Source organism: Paralcaligenes sp. KSB-10 (assembly GCF_021266465.1).
GTDB lineage: Bacteria > Pseudomonadota > Gammaproteobacteria > Burkholderiales > Burkholderiaceae_B.
On the sequence record NZ_CP089848.1, the window covers coordinates 1609745 to 1636216 of the forward strand.

Below are 26472 nucleotides of genomic sequence, written 5' to 3' on the forward strand. Positions count from 1 at the left end.
AACATGAAAATTGCCAAGCCCTCCGACACGCTAATCATCCTGGGACGTCAGTCCCGCGGAGGACAGCCCTTGCTGACCGTGACGGTAGGTTATGTCTGCGAGCGCGACGGATCCCGGCTGAGCGAACAGGCGGCCTGGGCCTGGCTGGCGCCGCAGTTTCCGAACGAGCCTTTCGACATAGGCGTAAAACGCAGGCGCGGGGTCTTTGCCGTGGCCGGTCACGCATGTGCGCCGGGTGGTGTTCCTGTTACCGGGCTCACTGTTGCCGCCACAGTCGGAACGCTCGGCAAGCGCCTGCTGGTGCAGGGAAATCGCAGCTGGGTGCGTGCGGCGACCGGCTGGCGCGCCAGCGAACCCCAAGCTTTCCTGACCCAGGACATAGGCTTGGCCTATGCCTATGGCGCGCGCGACTGGCCCGCCAATCCATACGGGCGCGGCCATTTTATCGAGCCCGGGGGCGCCGAGGGGCAAATGCTGCCCAATGTGGAACTTCCCAATGCGCCCGTGCTGTCGCCATCCGATGTAGCGCCCGTCGCCACATTCAGCCCCTTGCCCCAAGGCAGCCCCGATATCACTCGCTGGCTTGGCAAGCTCGATCAAAGCTGGGAGCGCGAACGCATGCCCTGGCTGCCCGACGACACGGACCCGCGCTGGTTCGACGGCGTGCCGCAGGATCAATGCACCACAACGTACTGGCAGGGCAACGAGGGCTGGTCGGCCACCCACATGCATGCCACGCTGCCGGAACAAAGCGGGCAACTGCCGGGATTGCGGCCGCGCCTGCTTGCCAGCGCCAAGGCCAGCCCCGAACAAAGCCGCGAGCTGCCGCTCGACCTGGATACCGTCTGGCTGTTTCCGAACGACTCGCGTGTCATTGTGCTGTATAGAGCAGAGCTTGCGGTGCGTTACGAAGACGCAAGCGACCTTGCCGGCCTGGCCGTGTTTACCGAGAAGTTATCGGACACGGCACTGTCCAGCGAACACTATGCGCAAATGTGGCGTACCGCGGACAAGGTCAAAATCAAGGGAACCTCGGGCAGTACAACTCTGTCGGCTCCCGCCACGGGTTTGTCTGCGGCCGCACTGGCTGAACAAAGCGCCGCCCTGGCCAAGAAGGCCGAGGCGCACCGCGCCGGTATTGCCCAGGCAATTGCCAAGGCCCAAAAAGAAGTCAGGAGCGAGGCCGAGGCTCACTTCCAGGCATACGGCATAAAAACGCCGCTGGAAAATATGCCGCCTTCCACAGCCAATGCATTGGCTTCGAGGTCGGCCACACCCATGACGGCCGATGCCATTCGATCGCAAGTCAAAGCGGCATTGAATCAAGCCCAGGCTGAAGCACGCGCCCACCTGGCGCAATACGGCATCGACATGGACAAGGCGGCTGCGAGCGCCCGCACTCAGCCGGAGCCCGATCCGCTTGCGCTGATCGCCGGCCTGTCCGTTTCCGACGTAAAGAAAGCCGCCCTGACCGCGGAAATGAAAGCCGCTCTGGGCAAGATGGACTCAGTGGAAAAGAAAGCCGCGGAAATCAAAGCCAAGGTTGCCTCGCTCAAGCCCGCCGGCGGTAAAACCGAAGCCGGCGCCGATGCCGCGGCCGACACCCCACTCGCCGGCGACGCGCTGCCCGACGGTCCGCGCCGCAAGCTCGGCCGGGACGAACTGGTGGCCCGCCACCGCGCCGGCTTATCAGCGGCATGGACCGAGCTGGATGGAGAAGACCTTTCGGGGCTGGACCTGAGCGGTATCGATTTGTCCCGCGCGCGCCTGCATGCCTGCATTCTACGCGGTACTACGCTGCACAAGGCGCGCCTGACCGAAGCACAACTGGACGGCTGCGATCTCGATGGAGCCCATCTGGACCAGGCTCAATTGCAGCGGGCACAACTTGCCGATTGCCGTCTGGATCACGCGTCGCTGAACGCTGCCGACCTGACGCAGGCCAGGTTGAAAAACTGCCAATTTACCCATGCCAAATTGGCCGCCACACAGTGGCGCGACGCCAACGCGGATAAATGCGGCTTCGAGCATGCCGATCTCACGAGTATCCAGGCAGCGAAGGCCTCTTTCAGCGAATGCCGCCTGAACGCGGCCAACGCGGCCGAAGGCGTGCTGGACCGTGCACGATTCAGCAAATGCGTCATGGATGCGGCCTGCTTCGACCACGCGTCTCTGGCCGGCACTACCTTGCTTGGCTGTCAGGCGATCGCGGCCAGCTTCAGGCAGGCTCGCATGCAAGGGCTGCGCAGCATGGCTGGCACCAATCTGCAGCAGGCCCGATTCGACGGCGCCAACCTGACGCGCGCCAGCCTGCAAAATACCCTGCTGGTCCAGGCGTCCTTGCGGGAAACCTGCCTGGACCAGGCCTTTATAAAAGAATGCGATCTGAGCGCAAGCGACGGCTGGCACTTGGTGGCGCGCCATGCGGATTTCACCGGCAGCCGTATTGCCGGCGCCAGTTGGCGCGGAGCGAATCTGATGAAATCACGCTTTGCCCGCGCAATACTGGAAAATATCGACTGGAGCGGTGCCAATCTGCATGCGGCCTCGACACGTACCGCAAGCGCTCAAGGCATACTGCTGGACCAGGCCTTGCTGACACGTTGCCGTTTGATACAGGAGCACGCATGACCGACGCTGTGCTCACTCTGGATACTCTGCTGGCCGCCAAGGCACAAAACAGGCCTTTGCCAAAGGGAATTTTGGCAAACGGCGATTACCGCAATGCGGATCTATCCGGCGTGCGCTTTGACAAAACCGATGCCCGCGGCGCCCGTTTCGATGGCGCCAACCTATCGCAAACCACCTGGCACGATTGCCAGCTGGATAACGCGCGATTCGATGAATGCAGGCTGGAAAAGTCCGGCTTTCATGCGTGCCGGGGCACGGCCGCATCGTTCAAGTCCGCATTGTTGGGCTTTACAAAAATGAAAGATTGCCGCTGGCAGGATTGTGATTTCAGCCTGGCCGATCTGACCCGCCTATCCGTCGCCGCCAGCGCTTTCCCCGGCTGCCGGATGGCCACGGCACGACTGAAAGAAGCACGGCTTTCGATGTGCGACATCAGCGGGCTGGATCTGCGCAACGCGGTATGGGAGAAAACCCACCTGCCCGACAGCCAGCTGAATGGCACAACGCTGGCAGGAGCAACGCTGCGCCTATGCTCATTTAATAGAGTGCAGGCCCGCGATGCGGACTTCAGCGGCATGATCGCGCCGAATACCTCATTCTATTGCGCCGAACTCGAAAAGGCCCGCTTCTGCGATGCCAATATCGAAGGAGCAATTTTTGATCTGGCAAGATTGGATCATGCCGATTTTTCTCGGGCAAAGCTATCCGGAGCGCGTTTCTCCGAAGCCAAATCCATTGCCTTGACATTCAGCCACGCCCAACTGGCGGATGCGAATCTCGGATACCTGCAAGCCGCGCATGCCGATTTTTCCCATGCCGATCTGACCGGAGCACGCCTGCATGCCGCAGAATTGCCTGACGCCGCATGGCGCGACGCGATTCTGCTCAATGTGCGTCGCGACGACCCTGAACTTCGAGCCGCCGAATTATGGCGCCCGCCTTTTTAACCGTTTGCAATGAGTCCTGCCATGTCGATATCAAGCAGCCCAATTCGAATTCCCGACAAGCTCGCCGGCCGCGCTGCCACCGCAACGCCCGCCAACGCCTCGCTGCACCACATGCGATTGGCGATGCGCGACGGACAGCGCTTCGGGGCTGTGCTGGATACTGGACGACTATGGCTCACGGCCGCGGCCGGTTGCCTGCTGCAGCCCGAGGTGGGCGATCTGGTGCTGGCATCGGTCGTCGGCAATCAAGGCTATATCCTGACCGTGCTGGAACGGGCCAAACCCGACGAGCCGGCGGAAATTTCAGTTCCAGGCACGCTGCGTCTGAACCTGCCGCAGGGGAAGCTTGAAATTACCGCACGCCACGGAATAGCGCTAGACTCCGGCGCAGGAATGGAATTCAGCGCGCAGCAGTGGAGCGCCGCCTTCGAACAGGCGAATGTATCGTGCCAGACTCTGCACATATCGGGCGACGCCATCCAGAGTACCTGGCAGGCACGTACCGATGTCTGCGGCGGGACTCGATTGAATATTGCCGCTCGCAGCGAAACTCATTTCGGCTGCAGTGTGCGCAAAGTGACAGGCCACGAAGAGTCTTCCGCGCAATCGTTGCGCCAACTGGTTGATCGCGACTGGACACTGCAGGCCGGAACGGCCGATATGAACGCCCAGGATCGAGTGGCGCTGAATGCCGATTCGATTCAGATAGGATGAATCAGGAGATGACATCATGTTTATGCTGACCACCGGAGGGGCAATGACCAGCGCCACGGTCCCCGACATTTGCAAGACGCAGGTCGGACCCGCCGTCGTACCCATACCTTACCCGAATCTGGCCACGACGCTGGAGGCCAACCCGGGAGCCATAGTGGAAAATGTGCTTGTCGTGGCCATGCCCGCGCTTAACGTCGGTTCCTCGATTCTGATGAGCAACGGCGATCAGGCCGGAATCGAGGGCGGGGTTGTCAGCAGCGAAATCATGGGAGAAGTCATGTTCACCACTTCCAGCGTGTCCGTCATGGTCGGAGGCATGCCCGCCGTCCGGCTAACCGACATGACGACCCAGAATTCCGAAAATACAATCGGCCTGGCCGTCTCCCCCGGCGAGCAGGTCGTCGTCATGGCCATGAGCTAAGGAACCGATATGTCCGCACGGCACTATTCATTGCCTTTCTCATTGCTGCGTACCGCAGCCGTATTATGTTGCGTGGTGGCCCTGTCGGCCTGTTCGTCCAGCATGCTGGGCGGCTCGTCCAAGGCAGACGCCCTGAAAGCATTGAAGTGGACCTACGGCGCCGACGGCATACAGATCGATGTTCGAGCCAATCCGCAGCTGAACCTGTCCGAGGGACAGGCACATACACTTGCCCTGACCGTAGTTCAATTTGCCGATCCCACGGTATTTACCCCCTACTCCAGCGACCCGGCCAAGCTGACGCAGCTTCTGCTGGCCAACAGCGCGCCGGTGGGCATGCTTTCCCTGCAACGGCTGTTCATTGCTCCGGGCGAACAGCGCAGCATTTCGGTGCCTCGCGCTGAAAACGCCAAGTACGTGGGCCTGGCCGCAGGCTACTACCACCTGGACGCGCCGCGCAGCACGCGCCTTTACCGTATCGGCGTCGATATCGAATCCAGCGGGTTTCTCATCAAGAATCACAATGCAACGCCCACACCACTGAAAATCGACCTGCTTCTGGGCCCGAACAGCATTCTGGACGCGCCCGACAGCCGCATACCTTCGATCACTCCGACGCAGCCCGAAGCCGGTCTGGTACCCAACAAGGCAGCGACCGATTCCAAGACAACCCCTTCTAAAAAATGACCCAGGCAAGCAACGCATGAGCATCAATCGCAATCAACCGCTATTCTGGCATCAGGGCCTGTTCCTGCAGCCTCACCATTTCCAGTATCACGACGCCTGGATCGAGCAAACCCAGGCCCGCATGCTGGAATTGACGGCCCCCTGGATGTGGGGCCTGGGTGCCTTGAAGATCAGCGAGACGGCTCTCGCCGCGCGCCAACTGGTGGTCGAACAAGTTGCCGTGCGATGGCGCGACGGCGCTCTTACAGAAAGTCCGGGCAATGCGCTGATAGGCGCCCTGACCTTCGAGCTATCCGATTTTTCCAGCGGCCCGCGCACCGTATATATCGGCTTGCGGCGTCTTGAAGACGAACAGGTCAATGTCCAGACATATGAAAAGCTCGACGATGCCAGCCAGGCCGATGCCCGCCTGATTGTCGCGGCGGATCCGCCCACCGTGCCCGATCGCTACACAGCCGGGCCGGCGGGACGCGTTGCCTTCATGAATTATGTGCTGCGCCTGTTCTGGGACGACGAACTGGAAAACCTGGGCCAATACGAATTGCTGCCGCTGGTTCGCCTGGAGCAGGATGGCGATGTCATTCGCATAAGCCCGAATTTTGTGCCTCCCTGCCTGAATCTGGCCGCATCGCCGGCCTTGCAGCAACTAGTGCGCGAACTGCGCGACGATGTCATCGGCCGCGCACGTCAACTGGAAATTTTCAAGCAACCCATGAACAGCCGCGCTGGCAATGATAGCCAGTTCGGGCCGGTATTGGCCTTGTCGGTTCTGAACCGCTACGGACCTCAGTTGAACGGCATGCTGGAAACGCCGCAGACACATCCCTGGCTCGTCTACAGCCTGCTGCGCCAATTGGTGGGCGAACTCAGCACCTTTTCGGAATACTGCGATTTGCTGGGCGAGACTCGCGACGGCCAACGGTTGATCGACACCTATCGCCATATGGAAATCGGCCCATCCCTGAAGGGCATTATCGATGTCACGCGCCGCCTGCTCAATGAAATCACGGTAGGGCCGGAAATGCTGGTCCACTTTGAACAGGATGGCGCCTCGTCGGACCTGTTCCGCGCTGAAATGCGGCCGGAGTTTTTCGGCGCCCGCCATCGTTATTATTTAATGGCCCGCAGCACGCTGGACCCCTTGGATCTTGGTCAAAAAATGGCGCTGGAAGCCAAACTCGGTGTGCCCGATCAAATAGAAACACTGATCACGCGCTCTTTGCCCGGCATCGAAATGCTTCCCCTGAAAACGCTGCCGCTGGGAATGCCTCGACGCGCCGGTGCAACGTACTTTCGCCTGGAAAGCTTATCGGAAGAATGGGATGCCGTTACACGTGCGGGAAGCCTGGCGCTGTTCCTGCCTGGCGCACCGGCCGATCTGCGCCTGGAACTGATTGTCATAAAAGGATGAAACCGTGCGTCTAGCTCAATTCTGGATACCTGCGATGGAAGCGGCTGGCGCTGCTGCGGACGATCCGGCGCAAACCACCACGACACTCGCTGAAAAAATGAAAACCATGCTGGATGACGCCAGCGCGCAAGCACTGAACCAAGGCTTCCAGTTGCCCGATATCCAGTCCGCGCTTTTTGCAGTCGTTGCGTGGATCGACGAACTGGCCATGACGCATACCTGGGCAGGAGCCTCCGCCTGGCGCATCGCACCTCTGCAGCGGCATTATTTCTCGACCACACGGGCCGGCACAGAATTCTTCGAACGGCTCGAAGCCTTGCCCGACGAGAACATAGAGGTACGTGAAATTTACGCACTGATGTTGCTGGCCGGATTCAACGGCCGCTATTCCCATCGCCCGGCGGGCGAACTCGCCGGATACCGCCAGAAAGTCCTGGCGCGCGTGGCACAGGAACGCGCAATGGCTCCTCTGGAGACAAACCAGCTGCTGTTTCCCATGGCGGGCCTGGAGGCCAAGGCACCTGCGCAGCCGGCACGCAACAGCGGCCCGTCCTACCCTGCCTTTTTGCTGGTCGCTCTGCCTCTGTTCTGCCTGCTCATTCTTTATTTTTTCCTGAATCACGGCGTCGATCAACAGGCGGCACAACTGCTGGGCCCGCTTACATCCACTCTCAAGCCATGAAACCGACTTTCTTTTTACTGCTGCAATGATAAAAAAACTATTCGTCCTACTCGCCTGCTTGATCGGCTTCGTTGTCCTCGCATTGGCCTGCTGGATACTGGGATTGTATTTGGGCTGGCCCGAGTGGCGATGGGTCCTGGTGTTCATCGCCCTGCTGGCAGGAGGGTGGGTTCTGGCCTGGCTGCGGCGGCGCTGGCTGGCCTGGCGCCTGCGCCGCAGGCTGGCGCGCCCCGTCGGCAACAGCGGCGCTGTCGACCTGAAGCATGTCGACAAAGACTGGAAGGCGGGAATACACACACTCAAACAATCCCGTCTGTCGCGCTTTGGATCGCCTCTCTACGTGCTGCCATGGTTCCTTTCATTGGGCAATGAAGCCAGCGGCAAATCCGATTTACTGCAACGCATCTCGGGAGCCGCTCCCGTCCATGCCGAAAGCGACGAACCGCCCGCATTGCGTTGGTGGCTATTGCGCAACGGCGTCGTACTGGACCCGGCCGACGACCTGAGCGACGATAACGCCATACCCGGCTCCCAGTACTGGCGCCGCCTGCTGCACTGGATGATGCACACCCGCCGCCGCGAACCGCTCAATGGTGTAATCGCGACCCTGGGCGTCGAATGGCTCATGCTCAGCGACGATACCGAACTGGCCGAGACCGGCCGCAGGCTGCGTAAAAGGCTGGACGAACTCACCCGAATCTACGATGTACGCATGCCGGTCTACCTTGTACTGACCGGCTGCGAAACATTTCCAGGCTTTCGCGCCTGGGGAGAATCGCTCGATCCCGAACTACGCAATCAGCCTATGGGCTATTTGAGCGCCGACTCGCAAGTCAGCGCGGCGCAATTCATTGCCAAGGCATTCGCAAGCCTGGTGCAGCGGATGCTCGACCTGCGCATTCTGCAAGGCATGCGCAAGCTCCCCGACAACACCGCCTTCGGATTGCCGGAACGATTGAATCTGTTGGCATTGCGTCTGGACAAGGTTATGCACTCCGCATTTCAGGCAACGCCTTATGCGGAAACACCTTTGCTGCAGGGTTTGTTTCTAACCGCCAAGCCGGGCGAGGCCAGCGAGACGGGCTGGTTCATGCCCGAGCTTTTCGACCGGCTGCTGCCCATGCAGCGCCATGCCTGGAAACCCATCGAACGCTGGCGCCACTGGCGCCGCCTGCTGCGGCATGCTGCCGTAATCGCCTGGCTAGTCGTGTGCGTTGGAGTGGCTCTTGTGCTGATACAGGGCGCCCGGGTCGCCAGACATCAGTTGGCCGGCATCAACGATATGGCCCAAAGCCAATTTTCCGGCAAGCTCGGCCCCGATCTCGCGGTACTGCAACGCACTCGCGACACCATCCTTACCTTGCAGGAGCGGCGCGACTGGAAAACCCGGTGGCTACCCTTCCAGCGGAATGTGGATACGGTGGAAAACACCTTGCGCGCACACTATATCGATAACTTCCAGAAGCATATTATCAACGCGCAGCTCGACCCCCTGCTGAGCACCAGCCTGCCTTTAATTCCACACGAAAAAAACGATCTGCTTCTCGCTGCCTGGGCGCAAACCCTGGTGCGCCGCATCAACCTGATCAACGGCGCTTTACAGAAGCAAGACATCTCGCAGTTGCCCGCGCCGGGCCCCGAATTGTCCGAAATATACAAAAGCACCGGAGCATCGGCACCCAGCGGGGTCGATATCCAGATGCTGGGCGATCTGTATCGGCATTTCCTTGCATGGCAAATCAACCCCGATCTGCTCGCCGAGAATCGCGATGCATTGCGCCATACCCTGAATGGCCTGGAGCTACCGGACCGGCCCATACAATGGATCTATTCGTGGGTGCAACTCCAGGGGTATCTGTCGCCAATACGCATTACCGACTACTGGAACATTCCGCAAACCAGCGACCAGGTCGAGATCCCCGCGGCGCTCACCTCCGACGGCGAACGCGCCGTCTCGGCATTCCTTGCCCAGATTGGCTCCGCCAGCGGCAACACAGCCGTCTGGGAGGAACGCCATGCAACCTTTGAACAACATTATCTTCAGGCTGGCCTGAAATACTGGCACGAATTTGTCGTGAATTTCCCCTATGCGGCAGATCGGCTACCCGACGAAAACTCACGACGTGCGGTCCTGTCCGCCCTGATGGGCCGCAACGGCCCCTACAGCCGGCTGGTAAGCGATCTTGCCACGGTCGGAAGCCGAGTGCCGCAGGAGAAACGGCCGGAATGGGTCAGGCAGGTTATCCACCTTGAAAATCTGGTCAAACTGGCAGAGGAATCCCCAAAAACCGGGTTGTCGGGCGCCTTGCAAAAGGCCAGCATAGTCAATGGCCTGGGTGCGGACGTGCTGCAACACCTGCCCAAAGGCGGGTCACTGAAGAGCCTGGATTACCTGCGCAACGACCAACAGTCCCTCGACACGCTGAATGCCTACCATAAAGGGGTCCAGGCAAGCATTACACCTCTGCTTCAAGGCCAGGGCACCGCAATGCAGGCTGCCGTGCAGATCTGGTCTTTCGGCCACGATCCGAACGTCAAGGCGGTGCCTTTGATCGATGCCAAACAATCCTTCGACGCACTGCGCAAACAAATAGGCGGCGTCCCCGATTCGAGCACCGACCCGATCTGGAAACTGATGCAGGGCCCGCTCGACTTTACGCTGGACTATGCCGGCCGGTCGGCCGCCTGCGGCTTGCAGAGCGAGTGGGAAAGCTCGGTAGTCAGCGCCATTCAAGGCGTTACCGATGTCGGACTGATCAACAAGCTGCTTTATGGAGATCGCGGCCAGGTAAAAGCATTCCTCGACGGGCCAATCAAGAATTTCGTCGATCGCGGCACCATTCGGTATACTCCGCGCCTGGCCATGGGCCGGGAAATCGCGTTGAACGGCCAATTCTATGCATTTGCCAATCACTCGCAATTGAGCCAGGTAACACTGCTGGTCGATCAGCGCAAGAACGAAAGCTCACAGGCCAAGGTTGCCGCCCTGACGCAGCAGAATGCCGCGCTCGAGCAGCAAATCGCCAAGCAGGAAGCCACCGTTGCCAGCGTGGCGCTGAGCACGGTACCCGCGTTGGTCAATCCGGGTGCCCGCGTTTTGCCGCAGAGTGTCACACTTAGTGTGCAATGCGCCTCCAAGACCCTGACGCTGGAAAACCTGAATTTTCCAAACAGTGCGATCTTTCCGTGGTCGCTGGCAACGTGCGGCGATACCGTGCTGACAATACAGATCGGGGACCTCAGCCTGGTCAAGCGCTGGGGAGGCGCTCGCGGATTCATCGATTTCCTGCGTGAATTTTCCAGCGGCCAGCATCGCTATACTCCTGGAGATTTTCCCGCCAATGCAAAATCGCTGAATGCGGCCAACATCAAATTCATTCTGCTGACATATAGCCAGCAGGGACAAGCCCCGCTACTTGCCGCCTTCCAGGAAGCAGACCGCCTGAGCGCACAGCTTGCACAGAACAAAGATCAGATCGCCGCGCTCGATCCACCGGCCGGCGCCACGGCTCCGCCTCAGGCCAGCCTCCTCCTGCCCGAACGCATCGTCTCGGTCTGCATGGGCCCGGTCAATGCCGTGGCGCCTGTTCCCGCGCCCGCGGCGCCAGTCGAGCAGATCAAGCCGCCGCAAAAACCAAAACCGCCGCTCCCAGGCAAACCCGTTCGGGCCGCCTTGCAGCCTTCCGGCCCGGAATCCTATTCTGTGCAGGTTGGCGTGTTCGAGCATGCCGAAGACGTGCTCAAGGCCCTGGATGCGAACCACTACAAAACCATGGAAGCTCCCATACGTTTGAACGGCAAGGAATATACCAACGTCGTGGTCCGTGGCTACAAGACCAGACAGGAGGCCGACGCCGCCGCGCAGAAAATAGGCGATCTGCTGAAACTTAAACCTCAAGTCATCCGGCACCGCGAACCATGATGCGGGATTAAAAGGAGATTGCCATGTGGTCATACCTTTCCAATGCGATTTTTTTCCTCATCGTCGGCTTCGGATTGGGTCGCCTGCGCTGGTACGGCGTTTATCACAGGCTACTGGGCAAACGGACCAAGATCCGTGCATCCAGGCCAGGCTATCACATGCACTGAAAAGCCTCGGAGTTCCGGGCCATCCAGGCCGCTATTCTGTTTCCCACGAAGGAGCCTCAACCAGAAAAGGATTCTATCCATGAATACACATTCGAATACCCCATCCGCCTGCGCAGATGAATTTCCCGTCGATCGCCGCATCAGGGCGTTTCTGAACATACTCAATTCGGGTGGAGGAAAGCCGCTGGAGCAATTGTCGCCCCTTGAAGCGCGTGCCGTCCTGGCCGGCGCGCAGGCCAGTGTGCCGCTGCAGCTTCCCAGGGCCGATGTTTCCGAAAAAACCATTACAGCCGACGGCCACACTCTCCGGCTGACCATCGTGCGCCCCTTCGGAGCCAAGGGAGTCTTGCCGGCATTCATGTTCTTTCACGGCGGCGGCTGGGTACTGGGCGACTACCCGACGCACGAACGCCTGGTGCGGGACCTGGTGGCCGGGTCGGGCGCGGTAGCGGTTTTTGTAAACTACACGCCCTCACCCGATGCTCATTACCCCGTACCGACCAGCCAGGCTTATGCCGCCACAAAATGGGTGGCCGAGCATGGGCACGAAATCGATGTCGACGGCACGCGACTGGCCGTTGCCGGCAACAGTGTGGGCGGCAACATGGCCGCAGTTGTCAGCATCATGGCCAGGGAAAAAGGCACGCCCGAGCTTAAAGCCCAGGTCCTGCTCTGGCCGGTGACCAATGCCGACTTCGAATCGGCGTCGTACAGGCAAATACCCGACGGCTATTTTCTGACAAGAAGCATGATGCAATGGTTCTGGGACAACTACGCGCCCGATGCGAGCCAACGCCAGGAAATTCACGCGTCGCCCTTGCAGGCCAGTCTCGATCAATTGAAAGGCCTACCCCCCGCCCTGATTCAAACGGCCGAATTCGATGTGTTGCGCGACGAAGGAGAAGCCTATGGGCGCAAGCTTGACGCCGCCGGCGTGGATGTTACCGTCACGCGCTATAACGGCCTGATCCACGACTGGGGCCTGCTCAATGCCCTGGCCGACGTTCCCGCTACGAAAATCTCCATGCGGCAGGCCGCCACGGAATTACGCACCCGCCTGGGCAAGTGATGCCGGCCCGGAAGGCCGGCATCCCAACGGGCCTTTAAAGCTGGATCCTGGTGCCCAGCACCGCCAGGAACTGCGCCATCCAGGCAGGATGGGCCGGCCACGCCGGCGCGGTAACCAGATTGCCGTCGGTATGCGCCTGATCAATGGCTATCTCGGCATACGTGCCGCCAGCCAGCCTGACTTCGGCGGCGCAAGCCGGGTAGGCCGAGCAGGTGCGCCCTTTTAAAATTCCCGCGGCAGCCAGGATTTGCGCGCCGTGGCACACTGCCGCTATCGGCTTTTTAGCCGAGTCGAAATGACGCACAATATCGAGCACCCTGGCGTTCATGCGCAGATACTCCGGCGCCCGTCCGCCGGGTATCACCAGCCCATCGTATTGCGCAGGATCCACTTTGTCGAAATCGTAATTGAGCGCAAAGCGATGGCCGGGCTTTTCACTATAGGTTTGCGCACCTTCAAAATCGTGGATTGCCGTGGCAACCGAATCCCCAGCCTTTTTATCCGGACACACGGCATGCACAACATGCCCCACCGTCAGCAAAGTCTGGAACGGGACCATGGTTTCGTAGTCTTCGGCGTAATCGCCCACCAGCATCAATAATTTCTTGCTCATGTTCAATATCCTCACGCAATGTGTACTTATAGGAGATGCATTTCAACATCAACACCCACTGTAGCGCCATTTGTTCAACAACTTTGTGACAGGATGCCGAAGATCGGGCCGATTTTTCAGTATTTCCGATTATTGGCCAAATCCGCTAAAAATCCGTCGGTTTTTCATTATACTTTTCGTTTTGGTATATGGAGTTCCGGATGGAGTTGCTGCTGGACCCCACCATGTGGGTCGGCTTGCTGACGCTGGTCGTGCTGGAAATTGTCCTGGGCATCGACAATTTGATTTTCATTGCCATTCTGGCCGATAAACTACCCGCGGCACAACGCGACAAAGCGCGCATCATAGGCTTGTCGCTGGCGTTGCTCATGCGACTGGCCCTGCTTTCTGTCGTGTCGTGGGCATTCGCCCTGACCACGCCACTGGTCTCCATTGGCCCGTTCGATTTTTCGGGGCGCGACCTGATATTGATTCTGGGCGGATTTTTCCTGGTGTTCAAAGGCACCACGGAAATGCACGAGCGCATCGAAGGCAAAGCCCCCCAGGCCAGCGGGGCGCGCCTTCATGCGGGCTTCTGGGTCATCGTGACCCAGATAGTGGTCCTGGACGCGGTATTTTCCCTTGATGCGGTCATTACAGCCGTAGGCATGGTCAACCAGATTGAAATCATGATGGCTGCCGTAATCATTGCCGTCGCCGCCATGGCGGTTGCCTCCAAGCCGCTCACCCGGCTGGTCAATGCCCACCCCACCGTCATTGTCCTGTGCCTGGGTTTTTTGCTCATGATCGGCTTTGCGCTGGTGGCCGAAGGGTTCGGCTTCAATGTGCCCAAAGGCTACCTATATGCCGCCATCGGTTTTGCCGTCTTGATCGAAGCGCTGAATCAAATCGCCCGCCGCAACCTCATGACGGCGAATTCCCGCCGCCCCATGCGGGAGCGTACAGCCGAAGGCATTATGCGCATGCTGGGCAAGCGCCCTGTCGTCCAGGACGAATCCCCGGAAACCGATCTCGTCGCCGCCCAGGGCCAGGTTCCGTTCGGCGTCGAAGAACGCAATATGGTCAGCGGAGTACTCAAGCTGGCGGACCGCAGCATCCACTCCATCATGACGCCGCGCACCGATATCAGCTGGATCAACCTGGACGACGACGCACGGGACATCGAAAAGAACATTAAAAATACCCCGCACGGCTTCTTCCCGGTTTGCCGGGGCTCGCTGGACGAGATCATCGGCATCGGCCGCGCCAAAGACATGATGAGCGACCTCATCCTGCTCGGAAAAATAAAAGTGCAGGGCTTGCGTCCGCCCATCATCGTGCACGAATCCATCCCCATCCTGGATCTGATCCATACGCTCAAGCGCGCCCGAGGGCAACTGGTGATCGTCACAGATGAATTCGGCACCATCGAAGGGCTGGTGACTCCCATCGACGTTTTCGAGGCCATAGCCGGCGACTTCCCCGACGAAGACGAAGCCCCAGACATACTCGCCGACGGGGAAAACCGCTGGAAAGTCGACGGCTCCACCGATCTGCACCAGCTTGAACAAGAACTGGAGATCGACGGCCTGGTCAACGAATCCGACGACTACACCACCCTGGCCGGCTACCTGCTGAACCAGTTCGGGCGCCTGCCCGAGCCAGGCGACGAATATACGCTTATGCAGGCCCACGGCCACATCCGCTTTGAAATCCTGCACATCGACGGGCACCGGATCGCCCGGGTGCGGATCGAACGGCGGCGCGACGAACCCGAGGCGGGGCAAGGCCAGGCCGCCTGACATAGCGCAAAATTGAAGGCTGGGTCAGAATGGGAAAGGGGTTAGCTCCTGAAAGTAGCTAACCCCTTGATTTTATTGGTCGGGGCGAAAGGATTCGAACCTTCGACCCTCTGGTCCCAAACCAGATGCGCTACCAGACTGCGCTACGCCCCGAAAAGTCCATGATCATACCAGATTGCCGGGGCGCCGTCTTGGTAGCTTGCACAATCAGCCCCGCGAAAGAAATGGCCTTGAGCATGCAAATAAGCACGGCTCAGAGTTCAGTCTGTACCCACCCTAATGAATGGCTTCACCCGACACGCCAGCCCAATCACGCGCAAAGACCATAAAGGCCCTGTAGAGCCTGGCGTTTCACCGCCGCCGCGGGCCGATCAAGACACCTGCTGGTAATAGATATTCTGCGGATGTTGCGCCTCGGCAAAGAAGAACCATCGTTCGGCGACCAAGCCGGCATACTGAACCACGAAAGCGACAAGCAGCAGGGCGACGGGCGTTGGCAAGAACAGCGACAGCACCAGCAAGATGAAAGGAACGAGGAACGCGCCAAGCAAAAAACCGTATTTGACCGTCTGCAGCGTGCGCGGGGATTTGCCGTGAAAGAACTCCCGCATATTGAACGTGCTTCCGGTAAAGCCGCGGGACTTCTGAACCACTTTCTGCGCCACAATACCTGTGGCGCTTTGCACCGTCGACTTGGGCCGCAGCCGGGCATTGCGAGCCAGCGAGGCCAGCCGCGACAGGCATCCGGCCACCGTCAACACACACGCGCAAAGCGCCAGGTTCCCTGCGAGCCATGGAGCGAAACACGCGGCGCACAGCGCTGCCAGGGTGAAGCCCGAAGCGCAGCCCAGCAACACGAAATTCACCATCGTCCAGGGGCTTGCCCATTCCTGCAGAAAACGCAGGCACGAATAGATCATGGCCGTGCACACGAACAGCACTGCTGCGGCAAGCACAGTGACGATTCCCAGGGCCAGCGTATAGCCTTGCGGCAGGCTCAGCGCATGGGCGCCGCCATACATGAATGCAAGCGCAAGAAACACCGGCAAGGCAAGACATTCGCGCGACAGCCATGATGTACGCCACATGGCAATCGCACGCCAGGCGCGCTCCGGGTGCCCAAGATGGAAAAATGACGCCAGCAGGCCCAGACCGCCAAGCACGACGGCCGTGGCCGCCCCGGCAACATAGAATGCCGGCGCAGGTGGCGCCAGCACGCCCGCGCCAGCCGCAAGCTCCATCGCGACCAGCGCCAGGATCAGCCCTTGCGCAGCGCCGCATAATGTTGTCAAGAACACGACCGAAAAGGCGGGCCGCATTGCACTCTCCTTGCTGATAGGTCTGCGCGGGCCCGGTGCGGGCTGCGCGACCTCACCACGTTGTGTAGGCGATTAATCGAACATCAGGCATGAGCCGCCACAGACGCAAGATGCAGATGGCCACTTTCGAGCTGCCCTTCCAGGCTCTCGGCTTGCGGCTGCGACGCTGAGCCGCAGGAACATGTGTGCGTCGAGCATCCATGCGCTTCAGTCTTGCGCCGCGGCAGGTAATGATTGGCCGGGTGCGTGCCCCATTCGGGCATTAGCTGATAGCCGCCGCGCTCGCGGATGGCCTGCGAAACATCTGAGTCCGGATCGTGGATATCGCCGAACAGCCGCGCCGAAGTCGGACAGGCGAGCACGCACGCGGGCTTGCGGTCAGGCTCGGGCAGCGCTTCGTTGCCGATACGATCCGCACACAGCGTGCATTTGGTCATTTCCTTGCGCTTCGGATCCAGTTCGCGCGCCCCATAAGGACAGGCCCAGGCACAATAATTACAGCCTATGCATTTGTCGTAATCGACCAGGACCAAACCGTCTCCCTCACGCTTGTAACTGGCGCCGGTGGGGCAAACCGGCACGCACGGGGGATCTTCGCAGTGCAGGCAGGATTTGGGAAAATGGATCGTATCCGTTGCCGGGAACTCGCCAGCCTCGTAGGTCTGCACCCGGTTGAAGAACGTGCCTTCGGGATCGGCATCGTACGGTTGCAAGTCGGCCAGGCTACCGGCCTCGCCCGATGTGTTCCATTCCTTGCAGCTCATCACGCACGCATGGCAACCCACACATACATTCAAGTCGATTACCAGCGCCATCTGGGTCATATCGCCTTCCTTATTTGTTTTTTACGGCGCGGCGCAGCCTTGCGGCAAATTCGCCGCGCCCCGCGAAGTAGGTTTGAACCATCCGCGTGACGACGTTGATGGAGCCGGGCATCGGCACCATCGGCGCAAATTGCGGCAAGCTTGTGCCGGCCTCGTCGGCCTGCGCGGGATAGATGCGCACCCTGACGTCGAACCAGCCGGCTTGCCCAGTGATGGGGTCGGAGTTCGACAGGCGCGCCTGTCCATTTTCCGCCGGCAATTCATCGGTGATCAAGTGATTGAGCAAAAAGCCGCGCTGCGATTCGTTGGCATCCGGCCCCAGGTTCCAGGCGCCCGCCGCTTTGCCGATCGCATTCCATGTCCAGACCGTGCCGGGCTCTACCGCCTCGCTGTAGCGCGCCATGCAGCGCACTTTGCCCCAGGGCGATTCCACGTATATCCAGCCGCCATCGGCAATGCCGCTCTGCGCGGCCACCTTCGGATTGACGAACAGATAGTTCTCGCTGTGGATCTGCCGCAGCCACGCATTTTGCGAATCCCAGGAATGGTACATCGCCATCGGCCGCTGTGTGATCGCCGTCAGTGGGAACTCCTGTAAATCGGTCACACCGCTTTCCAGGGGCTCGTACCAGAAGGGCAGCGGATCGAAATAGCGGTCGATCCGGGCGCGCAGATGGTCCGGGGGCTGCCGCCCGCGGGTCTTGCCCTGAGCCGCGAGCCGGAACTTCTGCATGACGTCCGAATACAGCTGGATTACGATGGGTTGATCGAACTTGCGCAACCCGTTTTCGACCGCCCATTTCAGGTAGGGGCCGTTGCAATTACGCATGTACTGGAATGTTTCGGGCAGAACGTAGTGGTGGAAGCAATCGTTCTTCGCGTACTGCTCCCATTGGTTCGGATTGGGTTCGCCGACCAGCGACTTGTCGCCGTTCTTGCCACGCCAGCCAATCAGGAAGCCTATGCCCGAATTGGGTGCCGTCTCGTAATTGACGATGAAATCCGGGTAGTCTCGGTATTTGGGCTTGCCTTCAGAAGTCGTGAACGCCGGCAATTTGAGCCGGCCGGCCAGCTCGACCAGCACCTCCTGAAAGGGTTTGCACTGGCCCGTGGGCGGCACGACCGGCACGCGCACGGAATCGGCCGGGCCATCGAATTCGGAAATGGGACGGTCCAGCATGGACATCACGTCGTGCCGTTCAAGGTACGTGGTATCGGGCAGGATCAGATCGGCAAAGGCCGTCATCTCCGATTGGAACGCATCGCACACCACCAGGAACGGGATCTTGTATTCGCCGTCTTCACGCTTGTCTGCCAGCATCTTCCGGACTTCGACGGTGTTCATCGACGAGTTCCACGCCATGTTGGCCATGAAGATCATCAAGGTATCGATGGGGTAAGGATCACCGCGCCATGCGTTGGTGATGAGGCTGTGCATCAAGCCGTGCACGGCCAGCGGAAATTCCCACGAGAACGCCTTGTCGATCCGTACCGGAGTGCCCTGCTCGTCGATGAAAAGGTCTTCGGGCGCCGCCGGCCAACCCAGCGGGCCGCTGGGCAGCGGCGTATCCGGTTTGACTTCGTCCGGGCTCTTCGGAGGCTTGGCCGATGGCGGCACCGCGCGCGGATACGGCGACTTGTGCCGGAACCCCCCCGGGGTATCGATCGTGCCAAGCATCGACATCAGCACCGATAGCGCGCGTATGGTCTGGAAGCCGTTGGAGTGTGCGGCCAGCCCGCGCATGGCATGGAACGCAACAGGATTGCCGCGCACCGTTTCGTGCATAACGCCCCATGAATCGGTCCAGCGGATCGGCAGTTCGATCTTGTGCTGGCGCGAAGTCTGGATCATTTCGCCCGCGATGCGCCGTATGGTATCGGCCGCAATGCCGGTGATCGACGCGGCCCACTCGGGGGTACAGGCGGCGGCGCGCTCGCGCAGCAAGGCGAATGACGGCGCGACCGGCGTGCCATCCTCAAGCGTGTAGCGGCCGTCCAGCGCCGGCTCTGCGCCGGGCGTGTGCTGCAACACCGCCTTGCCGGTTTTCGCGTCCCACCACATGCGATTCTGCGCATACATGGAATTTAATTCGGGGCTGCCGCTATCCTGGACGAACAGGCCGAATGTGTCGCTGCCAACCGCCATGTCGACCAGTTCGCCCGCATTCGTATAACGCGCGACGAATTCATGGTCATAGGCATCCTGTTCAATCAGTTCGTGAATCAACGCCATAAACAGCGCCCCATCGGTCCCGGGCCGGATCGGCACCCATTCGTCGGCGATCGCCGCGTAACCGGTACGCACCGGGTTGATCGCGATAAAACGCCCGCCCGCGCGCTTGAACTTGGAAATGGCGATTTTCAGGGGATTCGAATGATGGTCTTCGGCGGTGCCTATCATCAGGAATAGCTTGGCCTGATCGAGATCGGGCCCTCCGAACTCCCAGAACGATCCGCCTATCGTGTAGATCATGCCCGCCGCCATGTTGGCCGAACAGAAGCCGCCATGCGCCGCGTAGTTCGGCGTGCCAAACTGCTTGGCGAACAAGCCGGTCAGCGCCTGCATCTGGTCGCGGCCGGTGAAAAGCGCAAACTGCTTGGGGTCGGTGGCGCGCAAATGGGCAAGGCGCTTTTCCAGCAAGGAAAAGACCTGATCCCAGGACACCGGCTCGAACTGCGCGGCGCCACGTTCGGTACCGGGCTTGCGCATCAGCGGCTGGGTCAGGCGCGCCGGCGAATACTGCTTCATGATGCCCGACGAACCTTTGGCGCAGATCACCCCCTGATTGAGAGGATGGTTGGGATTGCCGTCTATGTAGCGGACCTCGCCGTCGCGCAGATGCACCCGTATGCCGCACCGACAGGCGCACATATAGCAGGTCGTAGTCTTGACTTCGAGAGATTCTTGTTGCGTACGCTGCTCATGCTCCACACGTATCTCCTGCCAGTTTATCTAAGCCGGCTTACTGAATCCGATGACGCACCTGAACCGCAATCCACGCAATCCTAACATTAAAATTGATTTGAGTGTGGTTTCATGCCGGAGACGAAGCTGTGCCGTCTACTTAAATCAAGACTGCGATTTGCTGCGGTTACACAATAACTAAAAAAAGTTGCAGAAAGTTTGCGCTAGCGCAAATGTCGTTCACGAGTACTCCATTAAGCTGCTTCAAGTCACGTCGACAATGCAATCCCGGCATTTAAATTTCATGCTTTGCATGACTTGGAGCAGTTCAGTTGAGCCATTTTGTTGATCGCCTGAAATATTTTTCCACGTCAAGACCCACTTTCTCGGATGGCCACGGCATGACCACCAATGAAGATCGAGGGTGGGAAGATGCCTATCGAAAACGATGGCAGCATGACAAGATCGTCCGCTCCACTCACGGCGTCAACTGTACCGGTTCGTGCTCGTGGAAAATATATGTCAAAAGCGGGATAGTCACGTGGGAAACCCAGCAAACCGATTATCCGCGCACCCGCCCCGACATGCCGAATCACGAACCGCGTGGTTGTGCGCGCGGCGCATCGTATTCGTGGTATCTCTACAGCGCAAATCGTCTTAAATACCCGCTGGTTCGCGGCGCCTTGCTCAAACGGTGGCGTGAAAAACGCTTGACGCTCGCGCCGGTGGAAGCCTGGAGCGCCATTGTCGACGACCCGGAGGCTCGCGCCTCGTATACGCGCCGCCGCGGCCTTGGCGGTTTCATCCGGTCAAGCTGGGATGAAGTCAACGAAATGATCGCCGCGGCGAACATTCACACCATCAAGCGGCATGGCCCGGACCGGGTGGTCGGCTTTTCACCCATACCCGCGATGTCGATGATTTCCTACGCGGCAGGCAGCCGCTATCTGTCGCTGATCGGTGGCGTCAACTTAAGCTTTTACGACTGGTATTGCGATCTGCCGCCCGCCTCGCCGCAAACCTGGGGAGAACAAACCGACGTTCCGGAATCGGCCGACTGGTACAACTCGACTTTTATCATGATGTGGGGCTCGAACGTACCGCAAACGCGTACCCCCGACGCCCATTTCATGACCGAGGTCCGGTATCGCGGCACCAAGGTCGTATCGGTTTTTCCCGACTATGCCGAAGGCGCCAAGTTCGGCGATATCTGGCTGCACCCCAAGCAAGGCACCGATGCTGCACTCGGCCTGGCCATGGGGCATGTCGTGCTCAAGGAATTTCACGTTTCAGGCAAAAGCGATTACTTCGCGGACTACTGCAGGCGCTTTACCGACATGCCGCTGCTGGTGCGAGTGGTCAAGCAAGGAGATCATTACGTACCGGAGCGCTTGCTGAGATCCGAGGAATTCGACGATGCTCTTGGGCAGGAAAACAATGCCGCCTCGAAAACGGTCGCGTTCGATGAATTGAGCGGAAAGCTTGTGGCGCCGGTAGGTTCGGTAGGCTTTCGCTGGGGCCAAAAAGAAGGTGGCGACGCCGGAAAATGGAATCTGCGCGAAGAAGACAGCCGTGGCAATCCGATTCGGCCAGCCATGTCGTTCGCCGCGAACCACGATGAGGTAATCGACGTTGCCTTCCCCTATTTCGGCAACGTTGAACACACCCATTTCACGCATACGGGCCACGCCGGCGTGCTGCAGCGCCGCATCGGGGTGCGTAAGGTTGCGACCCGCCATGGCGAAGTGCTGGTAGCAACCGTGTACGACCTGTTCATTGCCAACTATGGAGTGGATCAAGGGCTGGGCGGCCCCAATGTCGCCGCCAGTTTCGACGACGATGTGCCTTATACGCCTGCCTGGCAGGAAAAAATCACGGGCGTCAGCCGCAACGATGTCATCAATGTTGCACGCGAATTCGCCGACAATGCCCACAAGACCGAAGGCAAATCGATGGTGATCGTCGGCGCCGGCTTGAACCACTGGTTCAACATGGACATGAGCTATCGATCCATCATCAATCTTCTCGTCATGTGCGGATGCATAGGCAAGTCAGGCGGAGGCTGGTCGCATTATGTGGGTCAGGAAAAGCTTCGGCCGCAAACGGGTTGGCTGCCGCTCGCCTTCGCAACCGACTGGCATCGTCCGCCGCGCTTCATGAATGGAACCTCGTTCTTCTACGCGCACAGCGATCAGTGGCGCTATGAAACGATGAATGTCACCGAATTGCTGTCGCCGCTGGCCGATCGCAAACAGTTTGCTCAAAGTCCGATCGACTACAACGTCAGCGCCGAGCGGATGGGATGGTTGCCCTCCGCGCCGCAGTTCAAGACCAATCCACTTGAGATCGGCAAAGCAGCTGCCGGCTCGGACGCCGCTGCCTATGTCGCGAAAGAACTCAGGAACGGTACTCTAGAGATGTCTTGCATCGATCCCGATGCTGAAGAAAATTTCCCCAGAAATCTTTTCATCTGGCGCTCGAACCTGCTTGGATCATCGGGGAAAGGGCATGAGTATTTTCTCAAACACCTGCTGGGCGCCAAGCATGGCGTGCAAGGAAAGGACCTGGGTTCGAGCGCTGGTATTTTGCCAAAGGAAGTGAAGTGGCATGAAAAAGCGCCGGAGGGCAAGCTCGACCTGGTTGTGACGCTCGACTTCAGGATGTCAACCACCTGCCTGTATTCAGACATCGTTCTGCCCACCGCGACCTGGTATGAAAAGGACGATATGAATACGTCCGATATGCATCCGTTCATTCATCCGCTATCGGCGGCGGTCGATCCCGCATGGCAGTCCAAAAGCGATTGGGAGATTTACAAAGGCATAGCCAAAAAATTCTCTGAGCTGACCGAAGGGCATTTGGGTGTCGAGCATGACATCGTGCTGTCGCCGCTCCAGCATGACAGCCCGGGGGAGATAGCCCAGACCGGGGCAATAGCCAACTGGAGTAAGAACGAATGCGAACCGGTTCCAGGGAAAACCATGGGAAGTATTGTCGCCGTTGAACGGGACTATCCGAACACTTATCGTAAATTCACCTCGCTCGGGCCGCTCCTCGACTCATTGGGCAACGGCGGTAAAGGCATCACCTGGAAAACCGGCGAAGAAATCGAACAGCTTCGAGCATTGAACCATACCGTCGTCGACGAAGGCGTATCGCACGGGCGGCCACAAATTCTTTCGGGAATCGACGCGGCCGAAGTGGTTCTTTCGCTCGCGCCGGAAACCAACGGCGCAGTGGCCGTCAAGGCATGGCAAGCGTTGTCGACGCTCACCGGGATCGATCACACACACCTGGCGCGCGCACGCGAAGACGAAAAAATCCGCTTTCGCGATATCCAGGCGCAGCCGCGCAAGATCATCTCATCGCCCACCTGGAGCGGAATCGAATCCGAGCATGTGTCCTATAACGCAGGCTACTCAAATGTGCATGAACTGATCCCATGGCGTACCCTCTCCGGGCGCCAGCAGCTCTATCAGGATCACGCCTGGATGCGAGATTTCGGCGAGTCGCTATGTGTCTACAAGGCACCTATCGACACACGCAGCACGACGGGCATGGAAGGCAGCCGCTCCAATGGCAATCCCGAGATCGCGTTGAATTTTCTGACGCCTCATCAGAAATGGGGCATACACAGCACCTACTCCGACAATCTGTTGATGCTCACGCTTTCGCGTGGTGGCCCGATCGTCTGGATGTCCGAGGTCGACGCCAGGAAAATCGGCGTGGTCGACAACGATTGGATCGAAGCCTTTAACCTGAACGGCGCATTGAGCGCCAGGGCGGTCGTCAGCCAGCGCATTCCCGAGGGTGCGGTCATGATGTACCACGCGCAGGAAAAGATCATCAACACACCCAGAACCGAAACCACTGGTGTACGCGGCATCCATAATTCAGTCACGCGCATCATGATCAAGCCTACTCACATGATCGGCGGTTATGCGCAGCTTTCCTACGGCTTCAATTATTACGGCACGGTCGGCTCGAATCGCGACGAATTCGTCATCATACGCAAGATGAAGGCGGTCGACTGGACGGATGAAGAAAGCGACCAGGCGCTTTCGGCGATCGGCGATGAAATGGGAGGAAAACGATGAAAATCCGCGCCCAAATCGGCATGGTGATGAATCTGGACAAGTGCATAGGCTGTCATACGTGCTCCGTCACATGCAAAAACGTCTGGACCTCGCGCGAAGGGATGGAGTACGCATGGTTCAATAATGTCGAAACCAAGCCAGGCATTGGTTACCCCAAGGACTGGGAAAACCAGGATCGCTGGAATGGCGGATGGAAGCGCAAGGCCAACGGCAAGATTGAGCTTCGCGCCGGCAGCAAGTGGCGCGTGCTTGCCAACATTTTTGGCAATCCGAACTTGCCCGAGATCGACGATTACTACGAACCGTTCACGTTCGACTATGCGCATTTGCAAGAAGCCGGCGACGTCAAGGTCGGACCGGTTGCACGGCCGCGCTCGCTCATCACCGGCGATCGGTTGGAAAAAATCGAATGGGGGCCAAACTGGGAGGAAATCCTTGGCGGCGAGTTCGAAAAACGCAAGCAAGACTACAATTTCGACCAAGTACAGACGGATATTCACGGCGAGTTTGAAAATACCTTCATGATGTATTTGCCGCGGCTATGCGAGCACTGCCTTAACCCGGCCTGTGTGGCCTCCTGTCCTTCCGGAGCGATATACAAGCGTGAAGAAGACGGAATCGTTCTGATTGATCAGGACAAGTGCCGCGGCTGGCGCATGTGCGTCTCGGGATGCCCCTACAAGAAGATTTACTACAACTGGAAAAGCGGAAAATCGGAAAAATGCATTTTCTGCTATCCGCGTATCGAAGCGGGCCAACCCACCGTCTGTTCGGAAACTTGCGTGGGGCGGATTCGCTATCTGGGCGTCCTGCTTTACGACGCAGACCAGATCCAGGCCGCCGCATCGGTTACCGATCCCAAAGATCTGTATGAAGCCCAGCTCTCGATCTTTCTCGATCCGGACGATCCGGCCGTGCGCGAGCAAGCCGCTCGCGACGGCGTGCCGGACAATTGGCTTGAGGCCGCTCGCCGCTCGCCCGTATACAAGATGGCGGTTGAGTGGAAAGTCGCCTTTCCGCTGCACCCCGAATACCGGACACTGCCCATGGTGTGGTATGTGCCCCCTCTTTCACCCATCAACTCGGCCGCCAATGACGGCCGGCTCGGCATGAATGGGCTGCTGCCCGATGTCGATTCGCTACGCATCCCGCTGCGCTACTTGGCCAACCTGCTCACAGCCGGCCACGAACCGCCCGTGCGCCTGGCACTCAAGCGCATGCTGGCGATGCGCGCCTTCATGCGCGGGCGCCATGTCGATCGTAGAGAAAACCCGGAATTGCTCTACGAAGTCGATCTGAGCATCGCACAAGTCGATGAAATGTACCGCTATCTGGCCATCGCCAACTACGAAGATCGATTCGTCATTCCAAGCACGCACCGCGAATACGCGGAAGATGCCTTCGACCTGCGCGCCTCCTGCGGTTTCTCATTCGGCAACGGTTGTTCAGACGGCACCTCTGAAACCAGTCTGTTTGGCGGCCGCAAAGGCATCAGCAAGGAACGAAAGACGATTCCAATACATGCGGCGGACAAATAAGATGAAAGACAATCAAGCCATTTTCAGCATGTTGAGCGCGCTGCTGGATTATCCCGATCAGTCGCTGGTCGGCCAATTGGCCGAGATTCGCGCCGTGCTGATCCAGCATCCAGCGTTTACGCCGGCCACACGCTCAAGCCTGAGCGATCTGCTCGACCTGCTGTCGACACGCCCACTCATGGATCTGCAGGAAGATTATGTGGAAACCTTCGACCGCGGCCAGGCTACGTCCCTCTATCTGTTTGAACACGTCCATGGCGAGTCGCGCGATCGCGGGCAGGCCATGGTCGACTTGATCGCCATGTACGAAGCAAAAGGCCTATTCCTGGGCCAGTCCGAACTGCCGGACTATTTACCCGTATTCCTGGAATTTCTGGCGCAAGAAACACTCGAACAAGCCACTGCCTTACTGGGCGAAATCGCCGATATCGTGCGGGCCATTGCGACCCGGCTTGCCGAACGCAATACGCCTTATTTCGCCGCGGTCGCCGCATTGTTGCCACTTGCCGGTGAAAAGCCGTTGGCCGCGGCCATCTCCGTCGCCGACGCCTATGCAAACCGCGAGGTCGATGGCCCTGCGCTGGACCGCGAATGGGAAGACGAGCCTGTGAGTTTTCTTGGTGCGCAAGCCCCCGGTTCAGCGCAGCCCCAGCCCATCCGGTTTTATGAAAAACGGCCTTCACGCTAGTGAAAAGCAACGGCATTGGTACATGCCGCAGGCCTCCGAAAACAAAAGTCTTGTTG

The 26472-nt window shown here is 59.2% G+C and carries 18 protein-coding genes and 1 tRNA gene; 14 read left to right on the plus strand and 5 right to left on the minus strand.

From position 1 onward, the window contains the following. The first annotated feature begins 3 nt into the window (after positions 1-3). The 10 genes from LSG25_RS07315 to LSG25_RS07360 all read left to right on the plus strand — a co-directional run bounded on the left by LSG25_RS07315 (position 4) and on the right by LSG25_RS07360 (position 12651). Positions 4-2631, plus strand: a complete 2628-nt coding sequence (locus LSG25_RS07315) for a DUF2169 domain-containing protein (RefSeq protein ID WP_232744023.1) — start codon at positions 4-6, stop codon at positions 2629-2631. After that, on the plus strand, positions 2628-3578 hold the full coding sequence (locus tag LSG25_RS07320) for a pentapeptide repeat-containing protein (RefSeq protein ID WP_232744024.1): 951 nt from the start codon (positions 2628-2630) through the stop codon (positions 3576-3578). The genes LSG25_RS07315 and LSG25_RS07320 overlap by 4 nt, the downstream gene beginning before the upstream one ends. Before the next feature lie 21 nt (positions 3579-3599). Continuing rightward, positions 3600-4292: a DUF3540 domain-containing protein gene (locus tag LSG25_RS07325; protein WP_232744025.1), complete on the plus strand. Its 693-nt coding sequence runs from the start codon at positions 3600-3602 to the stop codon at positions 4290-4292. Between the two features lie 16 nt (positions 4293-4308). Continuing rightward, complete coding sequence (locus LSG25_RS07330; RefSeq protein WP_232744026.1) at positions 4309-4713, plus strand: DUF4150 domain-containing protein; 405 nt, start codon at positions 4309-4311, stop codon at positions 4711-4713. A gap of 9 nt (positions 4714-4722) precedes the next feature. Next, on the plus strand, positions 4723-5400 hold the full coding sequence (gene tssJ, locus LSG25_RS07335) for a type VI secretion system lipoprotein TssJ (RefSeq protein ID WP_232744027.1): 678 nt from the start codon (positions 4723-4725) through the stop codon (positions 5398-5400). 16 nt (positions 5401-5416) lie between these two features. Continuing rightward, positions 5417-6811, plus strand: a complete 1395-nt coding sequence (tssK, locus tag LSG25_RS07340; protein ID WP_232744028.1) for a type VI secretion system baseplate subunit TssK — start codon at positions 5417-5419, stop codon at positions 6809-6811. 4 nt (positions 6812-6815) lie between these two features. Next, the gene (locus LSG25_RS07345) at positions 6816-7493 is read left to right on the plus strand and encodes a DotU family type IV/VI secretion system protein (protein ID WP_232744029.1); all 678 of its coding nucleotides are present in this window, start codon (positions 6816-6818) and stop codon (positions 7491-7493) included. A gap of 103 nt (positions 7494-7596) precedes the next feature. Continuing rightward, on the plus strand, positions 7597-11415 hold the full coding sequence (locus LSG25_RS07350; protein ID WP_232744030.1) for an SPOR domain-containing protein: 3819 nt from the start codon (positions 7597-7599) through the stop codon (positions 11413-11415). Positions 11416-11438: 23 nt separating this feature from the next. Next, a complete protein-coding gene (locus LSG25_RS07355; protein WP_232744031.1) occupies positions 11439-11582 on the plus strand; it encodes a hypothetical protein in 144 nt (47 codons plus the stop codon). 79 nt (positions 11583-11661) lie between these two features. Further along, positions 11662-12651 (plus strand): alpha/beta hydrolase, encoded by a 990-nt coding sequence (locus tag LSG25_RS07360; RefSeq protein WP_232744032.1) that lies wholly within the window; start codon positions 11662-11664, stop codon positions 12649-12651. Positions 12652-12685: 34 nt separating this feature from the next. On the opposite strand, the gene LSG25_RS07365 is transcribed toward LSG25_RS07360, so the two are convergent. Beyond that, positions 12686-13264 carry a DJ-1/PfpI family protein gene (locus tag LSG25_RS07365; RefSeq protein ID WP_232744033.1) on the minus strand — a complete coding sequence of 193 codons (579 nt, stop codon included), beginning with the start codon at positions 13262-13264 and terminating at the stop codon, positions 12686-12688. 200 nt (positions 13265-13464) lie between these two features. Between LSG25_RS07365 and LSG25_RS07370 the strand changes: the two genes are divergently transcribed. Beyond that, a complete protein-coding gene (locus LSG25_RS07370) occupies positions 13465-15045 on the plus strand; it encodes a TerC family protein (protein ID WP_232744034.1) in 1581 nt (526 codons plus the stop codon). Between the two features lie 76 nt (positions 15046-15121). On the opposite strand, the gene LSG25_RS07375 is transcribed toward LSG25_RS07370, so the two are convergent. The 4 genes from LSG25_RS07375 to LSG25_RS07390 form a co-directional block, all read right to left on the minus strand. Continuing rightward, a tRNA-Pro gene (locus LSG25_RS07375) sits at positions 15122-15198 on the minus strand. Between the two features lie 218 nt (positions 15199-15416). Next, positions 15417-16364 (minus strand): DmsC/YnfH family molybdoenzyme membrane anchor subunit, encoded by a 948-nt coding sequence (locus LSG25_RS07380; protein ID WP_232744035.1) that lies wholly within the window; start codon positions 16362-16364, stop codon positions 15417-15419. An 83-nt stretch (positions 16365-16447) separates the two neighbouring features. Continuing rightward, positions 16448-17188: a 4Fe-4S dicluster domain-containing protein gene (locus tag LSG25_RS07385; RefSeq protein WP_232744036.1), complete on the minus strand. Its 741-nt coding sequence runs from the start codon at positions 17186-17188 to the stop codon at positions 16448-16450. Positions 17189-17198: 10 nt separating this feature from the next. Then, a complete protein-coding gene (locus tag LSG25_RS07390) occupies positions 17199-20120 on the minus strand; it encodes a molybdopterin oxidoreductase family protein (protein ID WP_255696694.1) in 2922 nt (973 codons plus the stop codon). 305 nt (positions 20121-20425) lie between these two features. Here LSG25_RS07390 and LSG25_RS07395 point away from each other — a divergent pair, with 305 nt between their 5' ends. Genes LSG25_RS07395 through narJ form a run of 3 tightly spaced genes read left to right on the plus strand, consistent with a single transcriptional unit; the run spans position 20426 to position 26416 of the window. Next, positions 20426-24190 (plus strand): nitrate reductase subunit alpha, encoded by a 3765-nt coding sequence (locus LSG25_RS07395; RefSeq protein ID WP_232744037.1) that lies wholly within the window; start codon positions 20426-20428, stop codon positions 24188-24190. Beyond that, positions 24187-25728, plus strand: a complete 1542-nt coding sequence (gene narH / locus LSG25_RS07400) for a nitrate reductase subunit beta (protein WP_232744038.1) — start codon at positions 24187-24189, stop codon at positions 25726-25728. The genes LSG25_RS07395 and narH overlap by 4 nt, the downstream gene beginning before the upstream one ends. A 1-nt stretch (position 25729) precedes the next feature. Further along, entirely contained in the window at positions 25730-26416 is a 687-nt protein-coding gene (gene narJ / locus LSG25_RS07405) for a nitrate reductase molybdenum cofactor assembly chaperone (RefSeq protein WP_232744039.1), read from the plus strand. Positions 26417-26472 lie beyond the last annotated feature (56 nt).